At 62.6% G+C, this 21,669-nt stretch carries 23 protein-coding genes; 6 read left to right on the top strand and 17 right to left on the bottom strand.

From position 1 onward, the window contains the following. The first annotated feature begins 36 nt into the window (after positions 1–36). Positions 37–1,101 (top strand): DNA polymerase IV, encoded by a 1,065-nt coding sequence (dinB, locus tag ACQKQA_RS14000; RefSeq protein ID WP_427558230.1) that lies wholly within the window; start codon positions 37–39, stop codon positions 1,099–1,101. Between the two features lie 72 nt (positions 1,102–1,173). Here the strand turns inward: dinB and ACQKQA_RS13995 are convergent, their stop codons facing one another. The 4 genes from ACQKQA_RS13995 to ACQKQA_RS13980 form a co-directional block, all read right to left on the bottom strand. Next, positions 1,174–2,127, bottom strand: coding sequence for a hypothetical protein (locus tag ACQKQA_RS13995; RefSeq protein ID WP_427558227.1), 954 nt, complete (start codon positions 2,125–2,127; stop codon positions 1,174–1,176). A 17-nt stretch (positions 2,128–2,144) separates the two neighbouring features. After that, positions 2,145–3,860: a proline--tRNA ligase gene (locus ACQKQA_RS13990; protein WP_427558224.1), complete on the bottom strand. Its 1,716-nt coding sequence runs from the start codon at positions 3,858–3,860 to the stop codon at positions 2,145–2,147. 130 nt (positions 3,861–3,990) lie between these two features. Continuing rightward, positions 3,991–5,565: an AmpG family muropeptide MFS transporter gene (locus ACQKQA_RS13985; RefSeq protein WP_427558221.1), complete on the bottom strand. Its 1,575-nt coding sequence runs from the start codon at positions 5,563–5,565 to the stop codon at positions 3,991–3,993. Positions 5,566–5,609: 44 nt separating this feature from the next. Beyond that, complete coding sequence (locus ACQKQA_RS13980) at positions 5,610–5,963, bottom strand: MGMT family protein (RefSeq protein ID WP_427558218.1); 354 nt, start codon at positions 5,961–5,963, stop codon at positions 5,610–5,612. Positions 5,964–6,127: 164 nt separating this feature from the next. Between ACQKQA_RS13980 and ACQKQA_RS13975 the strand changes: the two genes are divergently transcribed. Beyond that, positions 6,128–7,135, top strand: coding sequence for a DUF481 domain-containing protein (locus ACQKQA_RS13975; protein WP_427558215.1), 1,008 nt, complete (start codon positions 6,128–6,130; stop codon positions 7,133–7,135). Between the two features lie 94 nt (positions 7,136–7,229). On the opposite strand, the gene ACQKQA_RS13970 is transcribed toward ACQKQA_RS13975, so the two are convergent. Next, the gene (locus tag ACQKQA_RS13970; RefSeq protein WP_427558212.1) at positions 7,230–8,648 is read right to left on the bottom strand and encodes a toxin-antitoxin system YwqK family antitoxin; all 1,419 of its coding nucleotides are present in this window, start codon (positions 8,646–8,648) and stop codon (positions 7,230–7,232) included. Between the two features lie 122 nt (positions 8,649–8,770). After that, positions 8,771–8,980, bottom strand: coding sequence for a cold-shock protein (locus tag ACQKQA_RS13965; protein ID WP_017902777.1), 210 nt, complete (start codon positions 8,978–8,980; stop codon positions 8,771–8,773). Between the two features lie 350 nt (positions 8,981–9,330). On the opposite strand from ACQKQA_RS13965, the gene dcd reads away from it, so the two are divergent. Further along, complete coding sequence (gene dcd, locus ACQKQA_RS13960; RefSeq protein WP_427558209.1) at positions 9,331–9,897, top strand: dCTP deaminase; 567 nt, start codon at positions 9,331–9,333, stop codon at positions 9,895–9,897. Positions 9,898–10,004: 107 nt separating this feature from the next. Then, entirely contained in the window at positions 10,005–10,211 is a 207-nt protein-coding gene (locus tag ACQKQA_RS13955; RefSeq protein WP_427558207.1) for a hypothetical protein, read from the top strand. An 86-nt stretch (positions 10,212–10,297) separates the two neighbouring features. Here the strand turns inward: ACQKQA_RS13955 and ACQKQA_RS13950 are convergent, their stop codons facing one another. From ACQKQA_RS13950 to ACQKQA_RS13920, 7 genes are all read right to left on the bottom strand, one after another. Then, complete coding sequence (locus ACQKQA_RS13950; protein ID WP_427558204.1) at positions 10,298–11,062, bottom strand: ABC transporter ATP-binding protein; 765 nt, start codon at positions 11,060–11,062, stop codon at positions 10,298–10,300. 11 nt (positions 11,063–11,073) lie between these two features. Beyond that, complete coding sequence (locus ACQKQA_RS13945) at positions 11,074–12,192, bottom strand: succinylglutamate desuccinylase/aspartoacylase family protein (RefSeq protein WP_427558200.1); 1,119 nt, start codon at positions 12,190–12,192, stop codon at positions 11,074–11,076. 20 nt (positions 12,193–12,212) lie between these two features. Then, positions 12,213–12,923 carry an ABC transporter permease gene (locus ACQKQA_RS13940; protein ID WP_427558197.1) on the bottom strand — a complete coding sequence of 237 codons (711 nt, stop codon included), beginning with the start codon at positions 12,921–12,923 and terminating at the stop codon, positions 12,213–12,215. Continuing rightward, positions 12,920–13,648, bottom strand: coding sequence for an ABC transporter permease (locus ACQKQA_RS13935; protein WP_427558195.1), 729 nt, complete (start codon positions 13,646–13,648; stop codon positions 12,920–12,922). The genes ACQKQA_RS13940 and ACQKQA_RS13935 overlap by 4 nt, the downstream gene beginning before the upstream one ends. A 56-nt stretch (positions 13,649–13,704) precedes the next feature. Further along, positions 13,705–14,487 (bottom strand): transporter substrate-binding domain-containing protein, encoded by a 783-nt coding sequence (locus tag ACQKQA_RS13930; RefSeq protein ID WP_427558193.1) that lies wholly within the window; start codon positions 14,485–14,487, stop codon positions 13,705–13,707. 304 nt (positions 14,488–14,791) lie between these two features. Then, a complete protein-coding gene (locus tag ACQKQA_RS13925; protein ID WP_427558191.1) occupies positions 14,792–17,215 on the bottom strand; it encodes a penicillin acylase family protein in 2,424 nt (807 codons plus the stop codon). A gap of 173 nt (positions 17,216–17,388) precedes the next feature. After that, positions 17,389–18,033, bottom strand: coding sequence for a glutathione binding-like protein (locus ACQKQA_RS13920; RefSeq protein ID WP_427558189.1), 645 nt, complete (start codon positions 18,031–18,033; stop codon positions 17,389–17,391). A 148-nt stretch (positions 18,034–18,181) separates the two neighbouring features. Here ACQKQA_RS13920 and ACQKQA_RS13915 point away from each other — a divergent pair, with 148 nt between their 5' ends. Further along, entirely contained in the window at positions 18,182–18,742 is a 561-nt protein-coding gene (locus tag ACQKQA_RS13915) for a cysteine hydrolase family protein (RefSeq protein ID WP_427558186.1), read from the top strand. Between the two features lie 105 nt (positions 18,743–18,847). Here ACQKQA_RS13915 and ACQKQA_RS13910 read toward each other — a convergent pair whose 3' ends face one another. The 4 genes from ACQKQA_RS13910 to ACQKQA_RS13895 all read right to left on the bottom strand — a co-directional run bounded on the left by ACQKQA_RS13910 (position 18,848) and on the right by ACQKQA_RS13895 (position 20,720). Continuing rightward, complete coding sequence (locus ACQKQA_RS13910; protein WP_301841300.1) at positions 18,848–19,048, bottom strand: SEC-C metal-binding domain-containing protein; 201 nt, start codon at positions 19,046–19,048, stop codon at positions 18,848–18,850. Continuing rightward, positions 19,045–19,539, bottom strand: a complete 495-nt coding sequence (locus ACQKQA_RS13905) for an LEA type 2 family protein (protein WP_427558184.1) — start codon at positions 19,537–19,539, stop codon at positions 19,045–19,047. Before ACQKQA_RS13905 ends, ACQKQA_RS13910 begins: the two co-directional genes overlap by 4 nt. Before the next feature lie 202 nt (positions 19,540–19,741). Further along, the gene (locus ACQKQA_RS13900) at positions 19,742–20,218 is read right to left on the bottom strand and encodes a YchJ family protein (protein ID WP_427558181.1); all 477 of its coding nucleotides are present in this window, start codon (positions 20,216–20,218) and stop codon (positions 19,742–19,744) included. Positions 20,219–20,222: 4 nt separating this feature from the next. Continuing rightward, entirely contained in the window at positions 20,223–20,720 is a 498-nt protein-coding gene (locus ACQKQA_RS13895; protein ID WP_427558178.1) for a DUF6231 family protein, read from the bottom strand. Positions 20,721–20,915: 195 nt separating this feature from the next. Between ACQKQA_RS13895 and ACQKQA_RS13890 the strand changes: the two genes are divergently transcribed. Beyond that, positions 20,916–21,608, top strand: a complete 693-nt coding sequence (locus ACQKQA_RS13890; RefSeq protein ID WP_427558175.1) for an OmpA family protein — start codon at positions 20,916–20,918, stop codon at positions 21,606–21,608. The last annotated feature ends 61 nt before the right edge of the window (positions 21,609–21,669 follow it).

The raw sequence follows: 21,669 nt of genomic DNA, 5'->3' as shown, positions 1-21,669 counted from the left end.
TGTTCGACCTCTTGCCTCCATGAACCCTGTCTTTATATGACGCAGCGCAAAATCATTCACATCGACTGCGATTGCTTCTATGCCGCCATCGAAATGCGCGACGACCCGCAATTGGCCGGCAGGCCCATGGCGGTGGGCGGTTCGGCGGAGCGCCGCGGAGTGATCGCCACCTGTAACTATGAGGCCCGCGCCTTTGGGGTACGCTCGGCCATGTCCTCGCGGCATGCGCTGACGCTGTGCCCCGACCTGCTGATCGTCAAGCCGCGCATGGAGGCCTACCGCGAGGCGTCGAAAGAGATTCATACGATCTTTCGCGACTACACCGACCTGATCGAGCCCTTGTCCCTGGACGAAGCCTACCTGGACGTTTCCGACAGCCCCAGTTTCGCCGGTAGCGCCACGCGCATCGCCCAGGACATTCGCCGGCGGGTGTCCAATCAGCTGCACATCACGGTGTCGGCCGGGGTGGCGCCGAACAAGTTCCTGGCCAAGATCGCCAGCGACTGGAAAAAGCCCAACGGCCTGTTCGTGATCACCCCGGACCAGGTCGAGGATTTCGTGTCGGCCTTGCCGGTCAACAAGCTGCATGGCGTGGGCAAGGTCACGGCCGACAAGTTGGGGCGTCTGGGCATCGTCAACTGCGAGGCACTGCGGGAATGGAGCAAGCTGGCGCTGGTGCGCGAGTTCGGCAGTTTTGGCGAGCGTTTGTGGAACCTGGCCCGGGGTATCGATGAGCGGCCGGTGCAGAACGACAGTCGTCGCCAATCCATCAGCGTGGAAAACACCTACGACGTCGACCTGCCCGATCTGCAGAGCTGCCTGGACAAGCTCCCGGAGCTGATGCAGACCCTGGCCGGCCGGATCGAGCGGATCGACAGCAGTTACCGTCCGGGCAAGCCCTTCGTCAAAGTGAAGTTTCACGATTTCACCCAGACCACCCTCGAGCAGGCGGGAGCCGGGCGGGATCTGGACAGTTACCGGCAGCTCTTGACCCAGGCGTTCAAGCGCGGGGACAGGCCGGTAAGGCTATTGGGGATTGGCGTGCGTCTGCAGGATCTGCGGGGCGGGCATGAACAGCTGGAGTTGTTCGGCCGTTCCTGAGAACAGCATGGCGAGCCAGCTCGCCCCTACAGGTTCTGTGCAGGGGCGAGCTGGCTTGCCATGGCTGCTAAATCAATTGGCGCCCGGATCGGCGACCAGGCGGCCGGCGTTCTTGGTCAGCGACTTGAGAAACTCGCTTTGCAACTCCGGATCGTTGCGGGTCAGCTCGATCAGGCTCTGCTCCAGTTCGCTGGCTTCTTCTTCCAGGCCCAGCTCGGAGAGACGCTTGACCCGGTGCACCCACTGGCTCACTTCGTCGTCTTCGAGGTCGTCGTAGATCAGGTTGTGTGCCTCGAGCAACTTGCTGCGCAGGGTGTTGCTGATTTCCAGCGACGAGTCGGAATGCACGTCGTCCTGAGCATCCGCGACGCTGATCTGCAGCTTGCCGACATGTTTCAGGTCCTGCTCGGAAAACGGGCTGTCCAACAGGTTCAGGCGCAGGATGCCGTTGCGGTCGGTGCTCAGCTCGAAGGTTTCCTTGCCGGCCTTGACTTGTACCGGACGCTCGCTCCAGGGCAGGCTCGAATACTCCACGCGCTTGTCGCGCTGGACTTCATCGATCCCCGCCAGGTTCTGTTGCGCCCGGCCATGGGACTGCACGTTCATGAACGGGTTGAGCCCGGCCACGCCGTAGTTGATCCAGTCCTTGGTGACGCTGTCCGGCAGGTTGCCCAGGGCGAACACGTTGACCACATTGGCGCCGACCCCGGCGACCACCGCTACCGCGCCCAAGGGAATCTCATAGAGCTCCCGCCAGGGTTGATAGGGGGTGTAGCGATCGTAGCGGCGGGTGACTTCGAATTCGGTGACTTCGAAGGTCTTCTGCTCGTGGATGCGTACCCGGCGTTGCGGCAGCTCAAGCACCTTAGGCTCACCGACATCGATCTGCAGGCTGTGGTCGAGCAATTTACGCTCGACACGCTCCTCGTGTTCGCTGCGTTGCGACATCTGGTTGGCGCAGCCGCTGACCAGCAGGGCGCCGCACAAGGCGGCGCCACCGAGGCCTAAGGTGTTTCGCTTGAACATGACTTCTCTATCTGGTTTCAGCGACGGATACGGGCTTGGAGGAAGGACACGACGTCAGCCACTGGCAGCGCTTGCGCCTCGGCTTCGGTACGGCTCTTGTATTCCAGGTTGCCTTCGGCAAGGCCGCGGTCGCTGACCACGATCCGGTGTGGAATGCCGATCAGCTCCATGTCCGCGAACTTGATGCCCGGGCTGGTCTTCTTGTCGCGATCGTCCAGCAGCACTTCGAAGCCGGCGGCGGTGAGTTCCGCGTACAGCTTGTCGGTGGCTTCGCGAACCTGCTCGGTTTCATAGCGCAGCGGCACCAGGGCGATCTGGAACGGCGCCAGGGTGTCGCTCCAGATGATGCCGTTCGCGTCGTTGTTCTGCTCGATGGCGGCTGCTACCACGCGGGACACGCCGATGCCGTAGCAACCCATTTCCAGGGTGACCGGCTTGCCGTTCTCGCCCAGCACTTCGCACTTCATCGCCTTGCTGTACTTGTTGCCCAGCTGGAAGATGTGCCCGACTTCGATGCCGCGCTTGATTTCCAGGGTGCCCTTGCCGTCCGGGCTCGGGTCGCCGCTGACAACGTTACGCAGGTCGGCCACGGTCGGGATCGCCATGTCGCGTTCCCAGTTGAAGCCGAAGTAGTGCTTGTCGTCGACGTTCGCGCCGATACCGAAGTCGCTCATCAGGGCCACCGAGCGGTCGATGATGATCGGCAGCGGCAGGTTCAGCGGGCCCAGGGAGCCAGCGCCGGCGCCGATGGCGTCCCGCAGTTCGGTTTCCGAGGCCATGACCAGCGGGCTGGCGACGCCTGGCTGGTTGGCGGCCTTGATTTCGTTCAGCTCGTGGTCGCCACGGATGATCAGGGCGATCAGCTTGCCGGCTTCTTCGGCGTGCACCACCAGGGTCTTGACGGTCTTTTCGATCGGCAGGTTGTAGCCTTCCACCAGCTGCGCGATGGTTTTTGCGTCAGGGGTGTCGACCAGCCGCAGGGCTTCGCTTGGCGCAGGGCGCGAGGTTTCCCGTGGCACGGCCTCGGCTTTCTCGATGTTCGCGGCGTAGTCGGAACCGTTGCTGAAGACGATGTCGTCTTCGCCGGACTCGGCCAGCACGTGGAACTCATGGGAGCCGGCGCCGCCGATGGAGCCGTTGTCTGCTTCCACCGGACGGAATTTCAGGCCCAGGCGGGTGAACACGTTGCAGTACGCCTGGTGCATGCGGTCGTAGGTGACCTGCAGCGACGCCTGGTCGGCGTGGAAGGAGTAGGCGTCCTTCATGATGAACTCGCGACCGCGCATCAGGCCGAAGCGTGGGCGGATTTCATCGCGGAATTTGGTCTGGATCTGGTACAGGTTGATCGGCAGCTGCTTATAGCTGCTCAGCTCGTTGCGGGCCAGATCGGTGATCACTTCTTCGTGGGTCGGGCCGGCACAGAAATCGCGGCCGTGACGATCCTTGAAGCGCAGCAGTTCAGGGCCGTACTCCTCCCAGCGACCGGATTCCTGCCACAGTTCAGCCGGCTGGGTGCTCGGCATCAACACTTCAAGCGAGCCGGCGGCGTTCATTTCTTCACGAACGATGGCTTCGACCTTGCGCATGACCCGCAGGCCCATCGGGAGCCAGGTGTACAGGCCCGAGGCCAGTTTGCGGATCATGCCGGCGCGCAGCATCAACTGATGGCTGATCACGACCGCATCGGAAGGCGTTTCTTTCTGTGTGGCGAGCAAAAATTGACTGGTACGCATGGTAGGCCGTTGTCGGTTGCTGAAGACTGGAAGTGACGGAGCATTGTACGGGCGAGATCCGCTGGCGTACAGGATTGCGGCCGGGGGGAGGCCGGGGCGCCGGACGAGTGCCGGCGCGCCCAGGGGATTCCTACGGCTCTTCGCCGATGACGGCGGCCGGCGGCGCGGCTTCGGGCGTGGCTTCGGGGGCTGGCGGCTCGGCGCGGCGGCTTTCCTGGAACCAGTGCAGGGCGATCAGGATCAGGGTCGGCACGCCGAGCAGGGCGGTGATCATGAAGAAGTCGTGATAGCCGAACTTCTCCACCATGACCCCCGAATAACCGCCGATCAGGCGCGGCAACAGCAGCATGATCGAGCTGAGCAGGGCGTACTGGGTCGCCGAGAACTTGAGGTTGGTCAGGCTCGACAGGTAGGCGACGAAGGCCGACGTGGCCATGCCCGAGCTGAAGTTGTCCAGGGAGATGGTCACCACCAGCATCTGCAGGTTGGGGCCCATGTCGGCGAGCATCAGGAACAGCAGGTTGGTCGCGGCGGAGGCGGCGCCGCCGATGAACAGGATCGGCAGGATGCCGAAGCGCACGATCAGCAGGCCGCCCATGCCGGCACCGACCAGGGTCATGATCAGGCCGAAAATCTTGCTGACGCTGGCGATCTGGTCCTTGGTGAAGCCCTGGTCGATATAGAACACGTTGGCCATCACCCCCATCACCGTGTCCGACATCCGATAGGTGGCGATCAGGCCCAGCAACAGCAAGGCTTGCCAGCGGTAGCGCAGGATGAAGTCGTTGACCGGCGTCAGCACCGGGGCCAGGCCGCGGCGGCCCATGGCCGACAGACACAGCGACGTGAGGATGATGTAGAGAATGGCGCGCAGGAACGCGCGGTCTTCCAGCAGCAGGTCCAGCAGGCTGACGCCGTTGAACAGCACACTGGCGAAATCGGTGTTGTACAGCTGGGTGAACATGGCCGGCACGGACACCAGCAGCACGATCAGGACGAATACCGACACCAACTGGTGCATGAAGCTGTAGCGCCCGGCCGACAGCTGGGTGCGCAGCGGCACCGGCGGTTCGCGCATGAACAGGGTGGTCAGCAGGGCCGGAACCATCAGTACGCCGAACAGTACGTAGGTGCCGGTCCAGGCCGCATGCTTGTAGCTGAAGCCGGTGGAGCCGAAGCCTTCGGCGAAGAACAGGGCGCCGGCGGTGGCCAACAGGGCGGCGACGCGATAGCCGGACATATAGCTGGCGGCCAGGGCCGCCTGGCGGTTGTCTTCGGCGATTTCCAGGCGGTAGGCGTCCACCGCGATGTCCTGGGTGGCCGAGGCGAAGGCGACGATAACGGCAATGGCGATCAGCCAGGACAGGTGTTTTTGCGGGTCGCAGAAACCCATGCCGATCAGCCCGAGAATCACCAGCGATTGCGACAGGACCAGCCAGGAGCGGCGGCGCCCGAGTTTGCCCAGCAGCGGCAGGCGCCATTGGTCGAGCAAGGGCGACCAGACCCATTTGAAGGCGTAGGCCAGGCCGATCAGGCTGGCGTAGCCGATGGTCTCGCGAGCCACGCCGGCTTCGCGCAACCAGACTGAGAGTGTCGAAAACACCAGCATGTAAGGCAGGCCGGCGGCGAAACCAAGCAGCAACAGCACGAGCGTCGAGGGGCTGGCATAGGCGGCGAGCGCGGCGCGCCAGGTTTTACGGGGCATGGGCTGGAGTCTGCCTCAAGAATTACGGAAACAAAGCGCGCACTCTAACCGCTGTGCTCTACCGGACGCCAGCCATGGCGCCGAATATCCACCCGATTGTTCAGGATCGATACACCTTCCATGCGCAATCGCGCACGCTGCTCGTCGCCCGAAGCACTGCCCGCGGGCAGGCTGATGCGCCCGCCCGCGCCCAGCACGCGGTGCCAGGGCAGGGTGGTGTCAGGGGGCAACTGGCTGAGGGTGCGTCCGACCCAGCGTGCGGCGCGACCCAGGCCGGCCATTTCCGCCAGTTGCCCATAACTGACCACCTTGCCTTCCGGGACTTGGGCGAGGGTCAGGTAGAGCGCCGTGCGTCGGATTTCGGCGGGACTCTGGGTGCTGTCGGGCGGTTCGATCACGTTCGGATTTCCTGCTGCGGGCCTGTAAAGCGTCTGTAGGACAAAGGGCGTATTAACCGGTGAAAAGTTGAACTCACTATAGATAGTCGAGTCAGTCCTACCTGACGCCTTATCTGAGAGGATAATGCCGGTTTTTTTCGCAAACTCGAGTCCTGTATCTGTTTATGTTGTCCAGAATCTTGCTGTGCCTTGTTGTTTTCAGTGCTTCCAGCCCTTTGCTCGCCGACACCGTGTGGTTGAAGAACGGTGACCGTCTGAGTGGCAAGATCAAAGTCTTCGATGGTGGCAAGTTACTGATCCAGACGGACTATGCCGGGGCCATCCCGATCGACTGGAAACAGGTCAAGACCCTGGAAAGCGACCAGGAGTTGCTGGTCAAGCAGGACGCCTACAGCGGCGAAAAGGCCAAATCCCTGCACGCGGCGGAGGACGGCAAGGTCACCCTGGCCAATGGCGAGGCGCCGAGGACCGTGGAGCTGGCGAGCATCCAGCAGATCATGAAGCCCAGGCCGGTGGTCGAGGACCTGGTGTGGAAGGGTAATGTCGACATGGCGCTGGATTATCAGCGGGCGGACAAGGACACCGACGACTATGACATCGACTTCAAGACCTCGGCCCGGCATGGCAAATGGCGACATACGGCGGAGGGCGAGTACAACCGCAAGTTCCAGAACGATGCCGTCACCACCGACAACTGGCGCACCGAGTACGCCCTGGATCGCTTCTTGACCGACCAATGGTTCTGGCAGGGCCGGTTGAACTACAAGCGTGACAAGATCGAGGAGCTGTCGCGCCAGCGGGTGATGGGTACCGGCCCGGGCTACCAGTTCTGGGATGACGAACTGGGCGCGTTTTCCCTGGGATCGCTGTTCAACCGCTCCGACTACGAATACCGGGACGGCGGGACGGACAACTTCTATTCCCTGGCCGTGAAGTGGGACTACAACCGCTACCTGATCGGCAAACGGGTCGAGTTGTTTACCAATGGCGAGGTGGGCAAGCCGCTGTCCGATGTGGCCAATTACGCCCTGGATGCCGAAGTCGGTCTGCGCTACAAGGTCACGGACTGGGCGTCGCTCAATCTCAAGGCCGAACGGGACATCATCAGCGGCACCAGGGACAGCGACCTCGACAAGACTCGCTATACCGCGGGTTTTGGCGTGACTTGGTGACGTTGCGAATCCTGAATGAGCCAGTCCCGTGGTTTGCACCGGCGGGACTGTCTTGGGGGGGGAGCGGTATCAGCAGAGCTGCGTTACGTCCGGCTCAGCTGCAGGCGCCTTGACGGGCGCCTGCCTGGTACTGGCATTCGCTTTGTGGGCTGCCGTCTTCGTTCCAGAAGCGCATCCAGCCGTGTTCCTGGCCATCGAGGTAATCCGTGGATGACTTCATCTGACCGTTTTCGTACCAGGTAACCGCAGAGCCTTGCAGTTTTGCGTCCTTGTAGATCTTGTGGTCCTTGAGTCGGCCATTGTCGTACCACTCCTTGAAATCGCCCTGCTCGCGGTGCTGCTCATCCCATTGCCACTGGAGGGTCTGCACGCCCTGTTCGTTCCACAGGGCATAACTGCGCTGGGTGCCGTGTTCGTCGTTGAATTGCTTCTGTTTTACCTTGCCATTGGGGTGGTACTCGACCTGCCAGCCCACGGGCTGGTTGTCGACGTAATCGACGGTGCCTTCCAGAGTGCCATCAGGGTAGTAGGACGGGCTGGGCCCGACTTTATTACCGGCAACGAACTGTCCGCTGTTTTTCAGTCGACCGTCCGGGTAGTAGCTGGTAATTGGACCGTCCAGCAGATTTGCCCGGTAGTTGATACGGCCGACCAGCTTGCCGTTCTCGTCGTACTCCAGGTATTCGCCGTCGACGCGTTTGTCCTGGTGCCAGTTATAGGATTCGGCGACTTTCCCATTGTCGTGGTAGGTGGTCTGCCAGCCCTCGAGGAGATCGTCCAGATAGTTCGAGCGTTCAACCACGACACCGCTCTCGGAGTAGGTCAGAACCTCTCCCTGACGCTTGCCGTCGACGTCATAGTCAATGCTCTGGCCGACCTGACCGTCCGGATAGTAGGTTTTCGAGGCGTGAACGGCCTTGCCTGAAACGAAGTCCTCGGCGTTGACGAAATAGTCCCGGCGCAGGGTGCCCGATTCGACGTAGAAGACTTTCGCGTGCCAGGCTTTTTGCCGCTTGTCGTAGCTCATCGGCATCGTCAGGTAGTACGAGGCCTGGCCTCGGCCCGTTGGTGCATACCGCTCGTCGAGGTAGAGCTTGCCGTCGACCAGGGATGCCGTCAGATCACTGCATTCCTGAGGGGTACAGGGCCGGACTTTTTCGAAAAAGGCGCGCTTTCCGTCGCACTCCGAAAGGGTCAGCAGCAGCGGGATCTGCTGATCGATCAGTTGCTGGATTTCTCCCAGGGCTCTGGAGAATGATTTTTCGGGGATGCCCGCGGATTCCGGCGTGAGATAGACCTCGTTGCTCCCACAACGATGGGCGTTGGAGAGCTCCAGCAGCACCGCGAGCCGCAGTTGGGGTTGTTGTTGCGAGTCCATGGCAATGTAGCTGGAGCCTCTATCCATGCTGACGATGATCGTCGGATGGTCGGGGCGGGGTGTGGCGTTGAGTGTGAGAGGGAGGGTGAATGTAAGCACCGCTGCGCTCAACAACTTCCAGTGTTTGAACGGCATCCTGCTGTTTCCGTGTAATGGTCCAGGGGGCGAATCATATAGCCAGGGCGCCGTTAGGCAAAAACACCCGGGCACAAAAAAGCCCCGCTTCGAGGGCGGGGCTTTTTACTGTTCAGTACAAGTTAGATAACTTGAACTTCTTCAGCTTGCATGCCTTTCTGACCGCGGGTAGCGATGAAAGAAACCTGCTGGCCTTCTTTCAGGGTTTTGAAACCGTCAGCCTGGATGGCTTTGAAGTGTACGAACAGGTCGTCACCGGATTGTGGAGTGATGAAGCCGAAGCCTTTCTCATCGTTGAACCACTTAACGGTACCGGTTTGGCGATTGGACATGGTGTATCTCCTTGGACAAAGTTAACTGCGACTCGGGAAAAGCCCTGGCCGAGACTGAGTGCAAAGAGCAGGAAAAATTCTGGAGATGGTTGGATCGAAATTCAACATCGTGTAGAGATTCTCAGTGACACAAGCAGCACAGTGGCGCCACCTTAACCCTTTTTCCAGAACCTGCCAATGTTCTTTGCGAAGGATTCGCGCTTTTAGTGACTGGCGGTGTGGCGGATGCTCTCCAGCCCGCCAGTATTGCGGCCTGCAGCGAGAAAAGCGGTCCAGACTTTGAACCCGCAGGCACACCCCGGTAAGATGCCGGACAGTTTTTTCCACCTCGCTATTTCAGGACACCCGCCATGAGCATCAAATCGGACAAGTGGATTCGCCGCATGGCGCAAGAGCACGGCATGATCGAGCCTTTCGTGGAGCGCCAGATGCGCGGCGAAGGCGCGGACCGCCTGATTTCCTTCGGCGTTTCGAGCTACGGCTACGATGTGCGCTGCGCCGATGAGTTCAAGGTGTTCACCAACATCAATTCGGCCACCGTCGATCCGAAAAACTTCGACGCCGGCAGCTTCGTCGACGTCAAGAGCGACGTGTGCATCATTCCGCCCAACTCCTTTGCCCTGGCCCGTACCGTCGAGTACTTCCGCATTCCGCGCAACGTGCTGACCATCTGCCTGGGCAAGAGCACCTATGCCCGTTGCGGCATCATCGTCAACGTCACCCCTCTCGAGCCTGAGTGGGAAGGCCACGTGACCCTGGAGTTCTCCAACACCACCACCTTGCCGGCGAAGATCTACGCCAATGAAGGCGTGGCGCAGATGCTGTTCCTGGAGTCCGACGAAGAGTGCGAAGTCTCCTATAAGGACCGTGGCGGCAAATACCAGGGCCAGCGTGGAGTGACCCTGCCGCGTACCTGAGTTCGCCGTCCGATCAAGTAGCGGGAATTCCTTGGCGGGCAGATACTCTATTCAGAGGACTGCCCCGGTTTGCGCACAGCGGATTGTGCATCGCTCAGGAGTGCCCCATGAAGATCGATCCGCTTGTAAGTGCCGCAATTGCCAGACTTGAGCCCAATCAGGTCGGCCTCCTGGCCTGGTCATTGCTGGCGCACCCTGGCATGGCCGGCGGCATTCCCGGTCAGCCCGACCCAGACTCCCCGCAACCCGCCGAGCCGAGCGAACCCGGCGAGCCGACCCTGCCGGACGAGCCGCCTCCCGGTCCTGTCGCCTGAGTGACGCCACCCGTTGAAAAAAGCCAGCCCGCTTGGGTTCCATCGCGATCCCGGCGGGCTGGCCTTTGTCTATCGTCGGGCAGGGCCTATTTCAGGTTGCCGCTGAGGAACTGCTTCAGGCGCTCGCTCTTCGGATTGCCCAGCACCTCTTCCGGCGCGCCTTCCTCTTCCACCAGGCCTTTGTGCAGGAACAGCACCTGGCTCGACACCTTGCGGGCAAAACTCATCTCGTGGGTGACCATGATCATGGTCCGGCCTTCCTCGGCCAGGCCCTGGATCACCTTGAGCACTTCGCCCACCAGCTCCGGGTCGAGGGCCGAGGTGGGTTCGTCGAACAGCATCACTTCCGGTTCCATGGCCAGGGCCCGGGCAATCGCCACCCGCTGCTGCTGGCCGCCGGAGAGAAAGGCCGGGTACTGGCCGGCCACCCGGGGGGGCAGACCGACCTTGTCCAGGTAGCGCCGGGCGCGCTCCTCGGCCTCGTGCTTGCTGACGCCCAGCACCCGGCGTGGCGCCATGGTGATGTTCTCCAGCACGGTCATGTGGCTCCACAGGTTGAAGTGCTGGAACACCATGGCCAGGCGGGTGCGGATGCGCTGCAGTTCATGGGCGTCGGCCACGTGCATGCCGTGGCGGTCGCTGACCATGCGGACCGGCTGGCCGTCCAGGCTCATGGCGCCGTCGTCCGGGGTTTCCAGGAAGTTGATGCAACGCAGGAAAGTACTTTTGCCCGAGCCGCTGGCGCCGATCAGGCTGATCACGTCGCCGGTTTTCGCCTTGAGCGAAACCCCTTTGAGCACCTCGTTGTCGCCGTAGCATTTATGCAGGCCTTCGATGGTCAGTTTGTACATGGCATGCATCCTCAAGGCGAAAGTAGGTAGCCGCTGCGGTAGGCCTCGTGGCCGGCGACATGGGCGATCACCATGCCGGCCGTGGCCATGCGGCGCAGCGAGCGGGCGTAGAGCAGGCCGGCGCTGCGACAGCGAATGGCGGTGACCCGGTCGTTGATCGGGTCGATGACTTCGGCGATCTGCTGCCCGGCCTCCAGGTATTCCCCCGGCAGGGCGGTGAACACCAGCAGGCCGCCCACGGGTGTGGCCACCGGCTCGACGCCGGCCAGCGGGGTGGCCGGGTAGGGCAGTTCGGGCAGGGCTGGCGCCTCGCCGGCAATGGCACCGAAATGGGTCAGGTAATCCAGCACCGCCTGGCAATCCAGGCTGGCCAGGCCATGGTTGACGTCACCCTGGCCGCGCAGCTCGACGGTGACCGAGAAGCTGCCCTGGGGAATGGCGAACCGTTCGCCGAACCGCTGCTGCAATTGCCACCAGAGCAGGGTGAAGCATTCGTCGAACGACTGGCCACCGGAGTCGGTGGCCAGCAGGCAGGCTTCCGAGCCAATATAGCGGGCCAGGGGCTCGACCTGCGGCCAGGCCTCGGGCGTGGTGTACAGGTGGGCCACGGCTTCGAAATCACAGTGCAGGTCCAGCACCATGTCTGCGTCGCACGCCAGGCGTTGCAAGGTCAGGCGCAGGGATTGCAACTGGGTGCTGGCGGTCTGCTGTGCGAGGGCGTTGCGCAGGCTGGCGCGGATGAGTTCGCGGTTGTGCCGCGGGTCGTCGCTCAGTTGGCCTTCGATAGCGTTGCCGACTTCTTCGGCCACGTCGACGAACCAGCGATTGAAGTTCTGCCCGCTTTCCAGTTCGTAGCGGCCTAGCGGCACGTCCATCAGCACCTGTTCCAGGCCGACCGGGTTGGCCACCGGTACCAGGACGATTTCGCTGTGCAGGCGGCCCTGGGCCTCCAGCTCCGCCAGGCGCGCCTTGAGGTGCCAGGCCACGAGCATGCCCGGCAGTTCGTCGGCGTGCAGCGACGATTGGATGTAGATCTTGCCTTCGGCCCGCTCGGGGCCGAAGTGGAAACTGTGGATCTGGCGCGCGGTTCCCGGCAGTGGGGCGAGCAGATCATGGGTCTGGTGGCGCATGGGTGAGGGTTTGCCTTGTTCTAGTGGGTTGGCCCGAGGAAGGCCAGCCAGCGGCGTTCGGCGAGACGGAACAGGCCGACCAGCGCGAAGGTCACGGTGAGGTAGATCAGTGCAGCGATGCCGAACGACTCGAAGGTCATGAAGGTCGCCGAGTTGGCGTCGCGGGCGACTTTCAGCACATCCGGGATGGTCGCGGTGAAGGCCACGGTGGTGGAGTGCAGCATCAGGATCACTTCGTTGCTGTAGTAAGGCAGCGAGCGGCGCAGGGCCGCGGGCATGATCACGTAGGCGTACAGCTTCCAGCCGCTGAGGCCGTAGGCCTTGGCCGCCTCGACCTCGCCGTGGGCCATGCTGCGGATCGCCCCGGCGAAAATCTCCGTGGTGTAGGCGCAAGTGTTCAGGGCGAAGGCGAGGATGGTGCAGTTCATGGCGTTGCGAAAGAACGCGTCGAGCATGGGCTGGGCGCGCACCGCGGCGATGCTGTAGATGCCGGTGTAGCAGATCAGCAGCTGGATATAGAGCGGCGTGCCGCGGAACAGGTAGGTGTAGAACTGCACCGGCCAGCGGATGTAGAGCCTGGGCGAGACCCGGGCGATGGACAGCGGGATCGACACCATGAAACCGATGAAGATCGAGGCGCTGAGCAGCCACATCGTCATCGCCAGGCCGGTGATGCTGTAGCCGTCGCTATAGAGGAAGGGCCGCCAGTATTCCTGCAGGAGCTCGATCATCGCACGGCCTCCCGCGAGCCCGCGGCATAGTGGCGTTCGAGCCAGCGCAGGACGACGTTGGAGAGGCTGGTGATGACCAGGTAGATCAAGGCCGCCAGCACCAGGAAGTAGAACAGTTGGTAAGTGCTCTTGCCCGCGTCCTGGGCCGCCTTGACCAGGTCGGCCAGGCCGATGATCGACACCAGCGCGGTGGCCTTGAGCATCACCATCCAGTTGTTACCGATGCCGGGCAGGGCAAACCGCATCATCTGCGGAAATATCACGAAGCGAAAACGCTGGCCGCGCTTGAGGCCGTAGGCGGTGGCGGCTTCGACCTGGCCCCGCGGCACGGCGAGGATCGCGCCGCGGAAGGTTTCGGTGAAATACGCCCCGTAAATGAAGCCCAGGGTGATGATCCCGGCGCTGAACGGGTCGATCTCGATGTATTCCCATTCCATGAAGTTGGTGAAGGAGGTCAGCCAGGTTTGCAGGCTGTAGAAGATCAGCAGCATCAGCACCAGGTCCGGTACGCCGCGGATCAGCGTGGTGTAGAGCTGGGCCGGCAGCCGCACCAGGCTCAGCCGGGAGAGTTTGGCGCTGGCGCCGATCAGGCCGAGCAGGACACTGAGTAGCAGCGACAGGACCGAAAGCTTGATGGTCATCCAGGTGCCTTCCAGCAGCAACGGACCGAATCCCTTGAGGCTGAAGGCGGAAAGCCCAAGGGTTTGCAGAAGTTCTTCGAACATAAATCAGAGACCTGTGGCGATAAAAAAGGCGCCCATCGAGGATGGGCGCCAGGTGCTTACTTACCGCTGTAGAGATTCAGGTCGCCAAAGTGTTTTTTCTGAATGGTGGCGTAGGTGCCATCATCGTGTAACGCTTTGATACCTTTATCCAGAAGCGCCTTGAGCTCTTTGTTACCTTTCGAGATACCGACAGCTGTCTTGGCCGGCAGCAGCGGGCTTTCCACCGGCTTGCTCACTTCATAATCGGCGCCCTGTGGTGACTTCAGGAAGCCCAGCTCGGCTTGCAGCATGTCCTGGATCGACGCATCCAGACGTCCGGAGATCAGGTCGGCATAGACCTGGTCCTGGTTGGCGTAGGCCTGGGTTTTCACCCCGGCCTTGTCCAGCACGGCCTTGGCGTAGGCTTCCTGGATGGTGCCTTGCTCGTAGCCGACGGTCTTGCCCTTGAGCGAGGCGGTGTCTTCGCTCAGGCCGGAGCCCTTCTTGAACACGAAGGAGGTCGGGCCGGAGAACAGTTCGCTGGAGAAATCGATCACTTTCTCGCGGGCTGGAGTGACGGTCATGGACGAGATCACGCCATCGAATTTGTTGGCCTTGAGGCCCGGGATCATGCCGTCGAAATCGCTTTCGACCCATTTGCACTTGACCTTCAGCTCGGCGCAGATGGCATTGCCCAGGTCGATGTCGAAGCCGACCAGGCTGCCGTCGGCGGCCTTGGATTCAAAAGGTGCATAGGATGGGTCGACGCCGAAGCGCAGTTCCTTGTATTCCTTGGCCAGCGCGGAACCGGCGGCCATGCAGAGAGCCAGTGCAGAAAGGGTCAGCAGTGCTTTTTTCATTATTAAATCCCTGAAAACCAATATGAGCGCTTGGGGCGCATTAGTACTGTTACTGCAACGCATCAGACCTTATGAAAGTAGCAATTTCTGAACCAGAGTCCCGAACGGGTGTTTTAAAAGGCGGTGCAAGGGGGCTTGGCGGGTAAAGCGCGCCCCAAAACAGGGCGCGCCTGAAGCCTTGCATCAATAGGGAGCGGGATGGTCCTGCCCAAAAGGAGGGCAGTCGTCGGGAAGTGGCGGAGGAGGGAGCGGGAAGTGCGGTGACAGCCCGCCCACCCCTGTGCGAGAGGTGGGCGGGTGGGCGTTACTTGCCTGGCGTCAGGGTCAGGCGGGTCTTGCCGTAGAGACGGTCGAAGTTCTGCGGCTGCAGCGGGAAGTTCAGGTACTGGCCCTTGAGCCAGCCGTCGATGCCATTCAGGTAGTTCGGGCTGGCCGGATTGCCGGATTGGCCGCTGCTGTTCATCACGCTCAGCGGCTCGCTCTGGCTGAAATCAACGATCAGGCGCAGCGCCGGGGCCTGGGTCACGGCGAAGTCCTGGCCCCAGGCGTATGGCGAACTGTTCAGGGTGCTGTGATCGCCACCGGCCGCCAGCGGCCCGCGAACGACCTGGCCGTTGGCGTTCTTCCAGCTATAAGCGTGCAGCTTGCCCCACTGCCAGGATCTGCGGTCGCTGCCGAGCTGGCGTTCACCGGCGCTGATGGCGGCGGCCAGGCTGCGGGCGAGGATCGTCGGTTTGTCTTCCTTCTGCGGGGTACGGCTGTCATCCCAGAACGGGCTGTCTTCCTGGCCCAGCAGGTGGTCGGCCTGGGCCGAGTAGGAGAGCGCACCGTTGGCGACGAAGGCTTTCCAGGCCGGGCCGGATTCCGGGCCCAGCTTGTCAAGGAAGATCAGCCGGGCGCTTTCCTGCAGGAACAGCTCATAGAGCGCCGCGTCGGCCGACGCCGGGCTGAGTTTGCCGTCGAACGCCATCAGGCGGCTGTAGGCCTCGCGGGCCTTGCCGCGGTCCGCTTCGGGCAGGGCCTCGATGGCCTTCTTCAGCGGCTGCGCCATGCCAGGGGCTTCGAACATCTTCTTCAGCTTGGCGGCGAAGGGGGTGTTCTGGTCGTACTGCATGGCGATCATGCTGCGGCTGTCGTGTTTGCCGCTGCCGGCCAGTTCGGCCAGGCGCTCGCCACGTTCCGGGTAGTACCAGGAGTTGGACAGCTGCATGCCGTAACCGTGGGGGATGACCCGCTGGTTGGCGGTACCCAGCCAGCCCTGGGCTGGGTCCTGGTCATAGGGGTGGAGCATCGGATCGGCATAACCGTCCCAGTCGTAGCGGCCGTCCCAGCCCGGCGATGGCAGCAGGCCTTCGCCTTCGCGGCGGTTGGGGAAGCGGCCGGTGACCTGCCAGCCGATATGGCTGGCATCGGCGAACAGCATGTTCAGGCCGATGGCGCGGATCTCGCGGCTGGCGTCGGAGGCTTGCTCCACGTTCTGCGCCCGGGACAGGTCGAAGAAGGCGTCCAGGCTCTTGTCGTCCGCAAGGTTCGGCTGTTGCAGGGCCAGGCCGTAGCCGCCGTTGAGATTGCTGGCGCTGTTGAGCAGGGCGCCGTGGCGGGTTTCATAGACCGCCTCGCGAATCGGCCGCTGGCCTTTGACGAAGTAGGTTTCGTTGCGCACCACGGCCGGCAGCCATTTGCCGTTGGCCTCGTAATACAGTGCGTTGCCCTGGCGCTTGAGTTTTTCCAGGAACAGGTCCTGATTGTCGCCGGCGACCGAGGTCAGGCTCCAGGCGACCTTGCCGTTGAAGCCCTGGACGATCATCGGCAGGCCGGCGATCGAGGCGCCCGCGGCCTGGTATTTGGGGGCGCGGATCTGCACCAGGTTCCACGCCGGCGACTGGCTGTCGGCGGCCAGCAGGCTGCGGCCGCTGCGGCTGCGCTGCGGGGCGATGGCCCAGTGGCTGGCGCCGGTCACGCTCAGCGGGTTGAGCTCGCCCAGTTTGCTGGCGGCGCTGCCGATTTCACCCAGGCCCGGGATGTTCAGGTTGAGGCCCTTGAGCTTGTCGCTTTCGGCCAGGGGCAACGCTTCGTCCGGGTAGCTCGGGGTCAGCCAGGCGAGTTTGTCGGCGCCGACTTTCTGCGCCAGCAGCAGGGCGTTGATTTCTTCCGGTAGGTTGGCCGACTGGCTGAAGTTCAGCAGGCAGAAGATCAGCACCGAATCTTCCGGTTTCCAGTATTCGGGCTTGTAGCCAGTGGCGGCCAGGTCCGGCGGCAGCTTGTCGCGGTAACGGAACAGGTAGGCGTTGACCCCGCGGGCATAGACCTCGAAGAAGCGCTTGATCCGTGGTGAGGAAGCCTTGTACAGCTCGCCGGCAGTGTTTTTCAGGTTGACCGCGCGCATGTAGCGGTCGACGTCCAGCGCGTCGGCACCGGACATTTCCGCCAGCCGGCCCTGGGCCAGCAGGCGCAGGGTCACCATCTGGTTGAGGCGGTCGCCGGCGTGCACGTAACCCAGGGCGAACAGCGCATCGTGGAAGCTGCTGCTTTCAATTAGCGGCATGCCCATGGCATTGCGCCGCACCGAAACGTTCTGGGCCAGGCCCTTGAGCGGCTGTACGCCGGAGGTCGGGGGCAGGCTGTCCTGGGTGTTCCATGACTGGCAACCGGCCAGGCTGAGAACGCCGGCCACTGCCGCGGCAACGCCGAACCGGGGAAGAAAATGTGAGAAGGCTGGCGAGGCCATGGCAAAGCTCCTGCGGGGGGTAGCGTCAATAAAGGCGCTACGTTAGTGAGCAGGCGAGTGCCGCGCAAGCCGGGGCCGAGAGTATTTCTGCGTGGCCGGATAAATAGCCGTCGCCGGCCACCGGGCGGCTGCCCGAAACGGAGCAGCCGCCGATGCTGGCCGGTTGGCCGACCTCAGGATTTCGGCGGGTTGACCTGACCGATGATGGCGTAGGCGCGCGCGGTTGCCGGGCGATCGAGGATGCGGTTGAACCAGCGCTGCAGGTGGGGGAAGTCTTCCAGGTTCTGGCTTTGCCACTGATGGGAAACGATCCATGGATAGATCGCCATGTCGGCGATGCTGTACTCGTTGCCGGCGACGAAATCACGGTCCGCCAGGCGGCGGTCGAGCACGCCGTACAAGCGGGCGGTTTCATCGACGTAGCGTTTGATCGCGTAAGGGATCTTCTCCGGGGCGAACCGGCTGAAGTGATGGTTCTGCCCGGCCATCGGCCCCAGGCCGCCCATTTGCCAGAACAGCCATTGCAGGGCTTCCTGACGGCCACGCAGGTCCTTGGGCAGGAAGCGCCCGGTCTTTTCCGCCAGGTACAGCAGAATGGCCCCGGACTCGAACAGCGACAGCGGGGCCCCGCCGTCGACCGGCTGATGGTCGACGATGGCGGGGATCCGGTTGTTCGGCGCGATCTTCAGGAATTCGGGCTTGAACTGCTCGCCCTGGCCGATGTTGACCGGATGTACGGTGTAGGGCAGGCCGGTTTCTTCGAGGAACAGGGAGATCTTGTGGCCGTTGGGGGTGGTCCAGTAATACAGATCGATCATGGAACGCTCCAGATAAGCGAAAGGACATTCGGTTACGGACAGCAGACAGCGGTATTCGGTTGTCCGGTCTACGTGCGACGGCTTGCCTGTCAGGTGAGGTGATGCTGGAGTGGGCAGAATTCAATGACCAGGCATAGGAAAAGTCAGCATGGAGCTTCAGACGAACGCGGCGTTGATCCTGATCGATCAGCAACAGGGCATCCTGCAACCCAGGCTCGGGCGGCGTAACAATCCCGAAGCCGAGGAGCGCATTGCCGAACTGCTGGCTTACTGGCGCCAGACGGCGCGGCCGCTGATTCATGTGCAGCACTTGTCACGCAGCGAGCAGTCGGTGTTCTGGCCGGGGCAGTCGGGGGTGGAGTTTCAGCAGCGTTTCATGCCACAAGGGGCTGAGGCGGTGATTCAGAAGCAGGTACCGGATGCCTTCTGCGCCACGAGCCAGGAGGCGGACTTACGCAAGGCCGGGATCGGGCAACTGGTGATCGTCGGCGTGGCGACGAACAACTCGGTGGAAGCGACGGCGCGGACCGCCGGTAATCTGGGGTTCGACACCTGGGTGGTGGAGGACGCCTGCTACACCTTCGACAAGCCCGACTTTTTCGGCCGGCCCCACAGCGCCGAAGAGGTGCATGCCATGTCGCTGGGCAACCTGCATGGCGAGTATGCGACGGTGATCGATTCGAGGCAGATCCTGCCACATGACCGGTAGGAGCGAGGCTTGCCCGCGATCCAGACGCCGCGGAGTGCCTGAAACACTGCGCCAGCATTCATCGCGAGCAAACTTCGCTCCTACAAAGGACAGGGCGTTACGGCATCAGGCGCCGTGGCACTTCTTGAATTTCTTGTTGCTGCCGCAGGGGCAAGGGTCGTTGCGGCCGACATCTTTCAAGGCGTTGCGCACCGGCTCCTGGGGGGCGTGGTTGCAATGCGGACCGTGAACATGGCCGTGATCGTGATCGTGGTGGTCATGATCGTGGTTGCAGTCAGGGCCATGGACATGGGGTTGCTGGGTCATCGAGATAGCTCCGGAATTAAATCGGCGGGAATTATCTCGCCTTTGCGCGCCAGGTGCACGTCATGGCCGATGAATAATCCGGTTTCCAGCAGGCCTTCCAGGCGATAGGGAATCGGTTGCTGCGGTTGCTTCAACCATTTCATCACCTGGCGTACCTGTGGCCACAGGTTGGTGCGCACCGGCACCTGGAAGTAGGCGCTGTGCTTGGGGTCGATGGTGAACCAGTGTTCGTATTCGCCCTCGGCCAGCAATACGTCGTCCAGCTGAACCCGGTATTCCAGGGCGCGGACGGTCAGGTCGGCGTCGTTGGGGTTGTCGACGCGAAAGTGCAGGCGCAAGCGCTGCTCCAGCAAGTTCGCCTTGATCACCTCGACCTTGACCAGGTGCACCTGCGGGTCGAGGGTGTCGTCGCCGAACCACGAGGCGCAGCCCGAAAGCGCCAGCGCCATGAGTAGCCCGAATGTCCTTAGTGCGCGCAGCTGAGCGACCATGCCATTACTCCGTTTGAACCCCCAGTCTAGGGTCTGTACGAAAAGTCGGCGAGCGAAGGTCAGGCAAGGCGAAAACAGGCGAGGAAGCGGAGTGTAGGGGCCTACATGAGCATTCCGAGCCTGTTTTCAACGCAGCATGGCCGAGCGCAGCCACTTTTTGTACTGAGCCTAGCAACCGTGGAGGCGAAGCAAGGGCGTGGGCTCAACTGGTGAAATAACTCGCGCAGCACTTCTTGAATTTCTGTCCGCTGGCGCAGGGGCAGGCGTCGTTGCGGCCGGCCTTGAGTTGCACGGTGGGGTCGATGAAATACCAGTGGCCGCTGTTCTGCACGAAGGAGGAACGTTCGCGGTGGCTGTGTTCGCCCTGGCTGTCATGCCAGCGTGCGGTGAAGGTGACGAAGGCGTGTTCCGGCTGGCCGCCGAAGACTTCTGAGCTTTCGACTTCCAGGCCCAGCCAGGTGCTCTGCGCGCTCCAGTCGCCGATGGACTGGCGGTCGAGGCCGGTCTGTTGCGCCGGCAGCGTGGTGGCCACCAGGTAATCCACCAGGCCCAGCACGTAGGCGCTGTAGCGCGAGCGCATCAGGGCCTCGGCGCAGGGCGCGGGGTGGCCGGCGTGGTAGTGGCCGCAGCAGGCATCCAGCAGGTTGCCGCTGCCGCAGGGACAAATAGAGGTGCTCATTGCATTACCACCAGTACTTTCCGAAGTTTTCCGGATTCGCCCAGAACCTGGCGTTGAGCCAGTCGGGCACTTGTTTGTATTCAAGCAGATCGTAGGTGAACAGGGTCAGCACCTGGGCATCGCGCTGGAAACGCTCGCTGGCCTGCAGGGCCAGGGAGAAAAAGTCCGTCTCCTGCCAGCCGCAGGCGTTCAGGTCGGCCAGCACCGCGATACGGCTGGCGTTGAGGTTGCGGATGCCGCCGAGCAGGTTCAGGCCGTCGCGCTTGGGCAGATGCTCCAGGCAGTCGACCGCCAGCGCCAGGTCGAAACGGCGTGCCGCCAGTTCCGCCGGCAAGGGGCCGGGCGCGGCCTGGGCGATGACGGTTTCCGGGTGCGCCTGGCGAAACGCTTCCAGGGCTGGAAAACCGCTGGCGCCGATCAGCAGCAGCTGTCGCGGGGCGTAGCGGTCGAGCAGGGCGGCCAGGGCCTGCTGGGGCGTGCGCGAAGAAATACCTGCGGTCATCGAAGTTCCTCAATCTTTGAGTGGCCAAGACTAGCCTGCCCGGACTCGCGGGCCTAGAGCCGTTTTGTCTGAAATGACAGGCGCTTTCGAACCGGCGCGGCGCAAAGGCCCGACTGTCCTGTGCTGGCGGAGATTTAAAGCCGGGTCTTTACTCCCGGAATCGGTTCTAAGCCGATTCCCTCAGGAGAAAACTAGATGAACATGGTTCGGACAGCATTACCCTTGGTTCTGCTAACCAGTATGTTGACTGGTTGCGCAGGTTTGCAGAAAACCGACTGGCCGGTCTGCGCCGCTGTCGGGGGCGTCGGCGGGGCCGGGTTGGGCGCGATCGAGAGCGGCGCCTGGGCGGGGTACGGCGCCTTGCTGGGCGCCGGTATCGCAGCCGGTTATTGCTGGGTGCATGGCGATGGCGACGCAGATGGCGATGGCGTGCCGGACAGCCGCGACAAGTGCCCTGGCACCCCTAAAGGCGTACAGGTCGATGCCAATGGCTGCCCACCGGAACCGGTGGCCGTGGTCGAGGCCCCGGCGATGGTGAAGGAAGAGACCATCGTCATCCGTGACATTCACTTCCAGTTCGACTCGGCCAAGCTGACCGGCGCCGACAAGGCCAAGCTCGACACCGTCGCCACCCGCCTGAAACAGGAAGCCCCGAGTGCGCAACTGCATGTGACCGGCTACACCGACAGTGTGGGCAAAGACGCCTATAACCAACGCCTCTCGGAAAAACGCGCCCACGCGGTGACCGAGTACCTGATCAGTGCGGGCGTACCACGCAGCAGTTTCGTTTCGGTGGTCGGCGCCGGCGAAAGCCATCCGGTGGCGGATAACAAGACGGCCGATGGCCGTGCGCTGAACCGGCGCACGGAAATCAAGATCAACCGCTGACGGCCTGGCGTGGGCGGCCTGTGCGGTCGCCCACGCGGATCTTTATTCCTGGGTGGCCGGG

The sequence above is a fragment of the Pseudomonas sp. NPDC089530 genome, from assembly GCF_050280705.1.
Lineage (GTDB): Bacteria > Pseudomonadota > Gammaproteobacteria > Pseudomonadales > Pseudomonadaceae > Aquipseudomonas.
This window is presented reverse-complemented; position numbering and strand designations above follow the sequence as displayed.

Bases quoted from the DNA above. Each gene is read 5' to 3' on its own strand.
- dinB (WP_427558230.1), top strand. From the start codon at position 37: ATGACGCAGCGCAAAATCATTCACATCGACTGCGATTGCTTCTATGCC.
- ACQKQA_RS13995 (WP_427558227.1), bottom strand. From the start codon at position 2,127: ATGTTCAAGCGAAACACCTTAGGCCTCGGTGGCGCCGCCTTGTGCGGC.
- ACQKQA_RS13990 (WP_427558224.1), bottom strand. From the start codon at position 3,860: ATGCGTACCAGTCAATTTTTGCTCGCCACACAGAAAGAAACGCCTTCC.
- ACQKQA_RS13985 (WP_427558221.1), bottom strand. From the start codon at position 5,565: ATGCCCCGTAAAACCTGGCGCGCCGCGCTCGCCGCCTATGCCAGCCCC.
- ACQKQA_RS13975 (WP_427558215.1), top strand. From the start codon at position 6,128: ATGTTGTCCAGAATCTTGCTGTGCCTTGTTGTTTTCAGTGCTTCCAGC.
- ACQKQA_RS13970 (WP_427558212.1), bottom strand. From the start codon at position 8,648: ATGCCGTTCAAACACTGGAAGTTGTTGAGCGCAGCGGTGCTTACATTC.
- ACQKQA_RS13965 (WP_017902777.1), bottom strand. From the start codon at position 8,980: ATGTCCAATCGCCAAACCGGTACCGTTAAGTGGTTCAACGATGAGAAA.
- dcd (WP_427558209.1), top strand. From the start codon at position 9,331: ATGAGCATCAAATCGGACAAGTGGATTCGCCGCATGGCGCAAGAGCAC.
- ACQKQA_RS13955 (WP_427558207.1), top strand. From the start codon at position 10,005: ATGAAGATCGATCCGCTTGTAAGTGCCGCAATTGCCAGACTTGAGCCC.
- ACQKQA_RS13950 (WP_427558204.1), bottom strand. From the start codon at position 11,062: ATGTACAAACTGACCATCGAAGGCCTGCATAAATGCTACGGCGACAAC.
- ACQKQA_RS13945 (WP_427558200.1), bottom strand. From the start codon at position 12,192: ATGCGCCACCAGACCCATGATCTGCTCGCCCCACTGCCGGGAACCGCG.
- ACQKQA_RS13940 (WP_427558197.1), bottom strand. From the start codon at position 12,923: ATGATCGAGCTCCTGCAGGAATACTGGCGGCCCTTCCTCTATAGCGAC.
- ACQKQA_RS13935 (WP_427558195.1), bottom strand. From the start codon at position 13,648: ATGTTCGAAGAACTTCTGCAAACCCTTGGGCTTTCCGCCTTCAGCCTC.
- ACQKQA_RS13930 (WP_427558193.1), bottom strand. From the start codon at position 14,487: ATGAAAAAAGCACTGCTGACCCTTTCTGCACTGGCTCTCTGCATGGCC.
- ACQKQA_RS13925 (WP_427558191.1), bottom strand. From the start codon at position 17,215: ATGGCCTCGCCAGCCTTCTCACATTTTCTTCCCCGGTTCGGCGTTGCC.
- ACQKQA_RS13920 (WP_427558189.1), bottom strand. From the start codon at position 18,033: ATGATCGATCTGTATTACTGGACCACCCCCAACGGCCACAAGATCTCC.
- ACQKQA_RS13915 (WP_427558186.1), top strand. From the start codon at position 18,182: ATGGAGCTTCAGACGAACGCGGCGTTGATCCTGATCGATCAGCAACAG.
- ACQKQA_RS13910 (WP_301841300.1), bottom strand. From the start codon at position 19,048: ATGACCCAGCAACCCCATGTCCATGGCCCTGACTGCAACCACGATCAT.
- ACQKQA_RS13905 (WP_427558184.1), bottom strand. From the start codon at position 19,539: ATGGTCGCTCAGCTGCGCGCACTAAGGACATTCGGGCTACTCATGGCG.
- ACQKQA_RS13900 (WP_427558181.1), bottom strand. From the start codon at position 20,218: ATGAGCACCTCTATTTGTCCCTGCGGCAGCGGCAACCTGCTGGATGCC.
- ACQKQA_RS13895 (WP_427558178.1), bottom strand. From the start codon at position 20,720: ATGACCGCAGGTATTTCTTCGCGCACGCCCCAGCAGGCCCTGGCCGCC.
- ACQKQA_RS13890 (WP_427558175.1), top strand. From the start codon at position 20,916: ATGAACATGGTTCGGACAGCATTACCCTTGGTTCTGCTAACCAGTATG.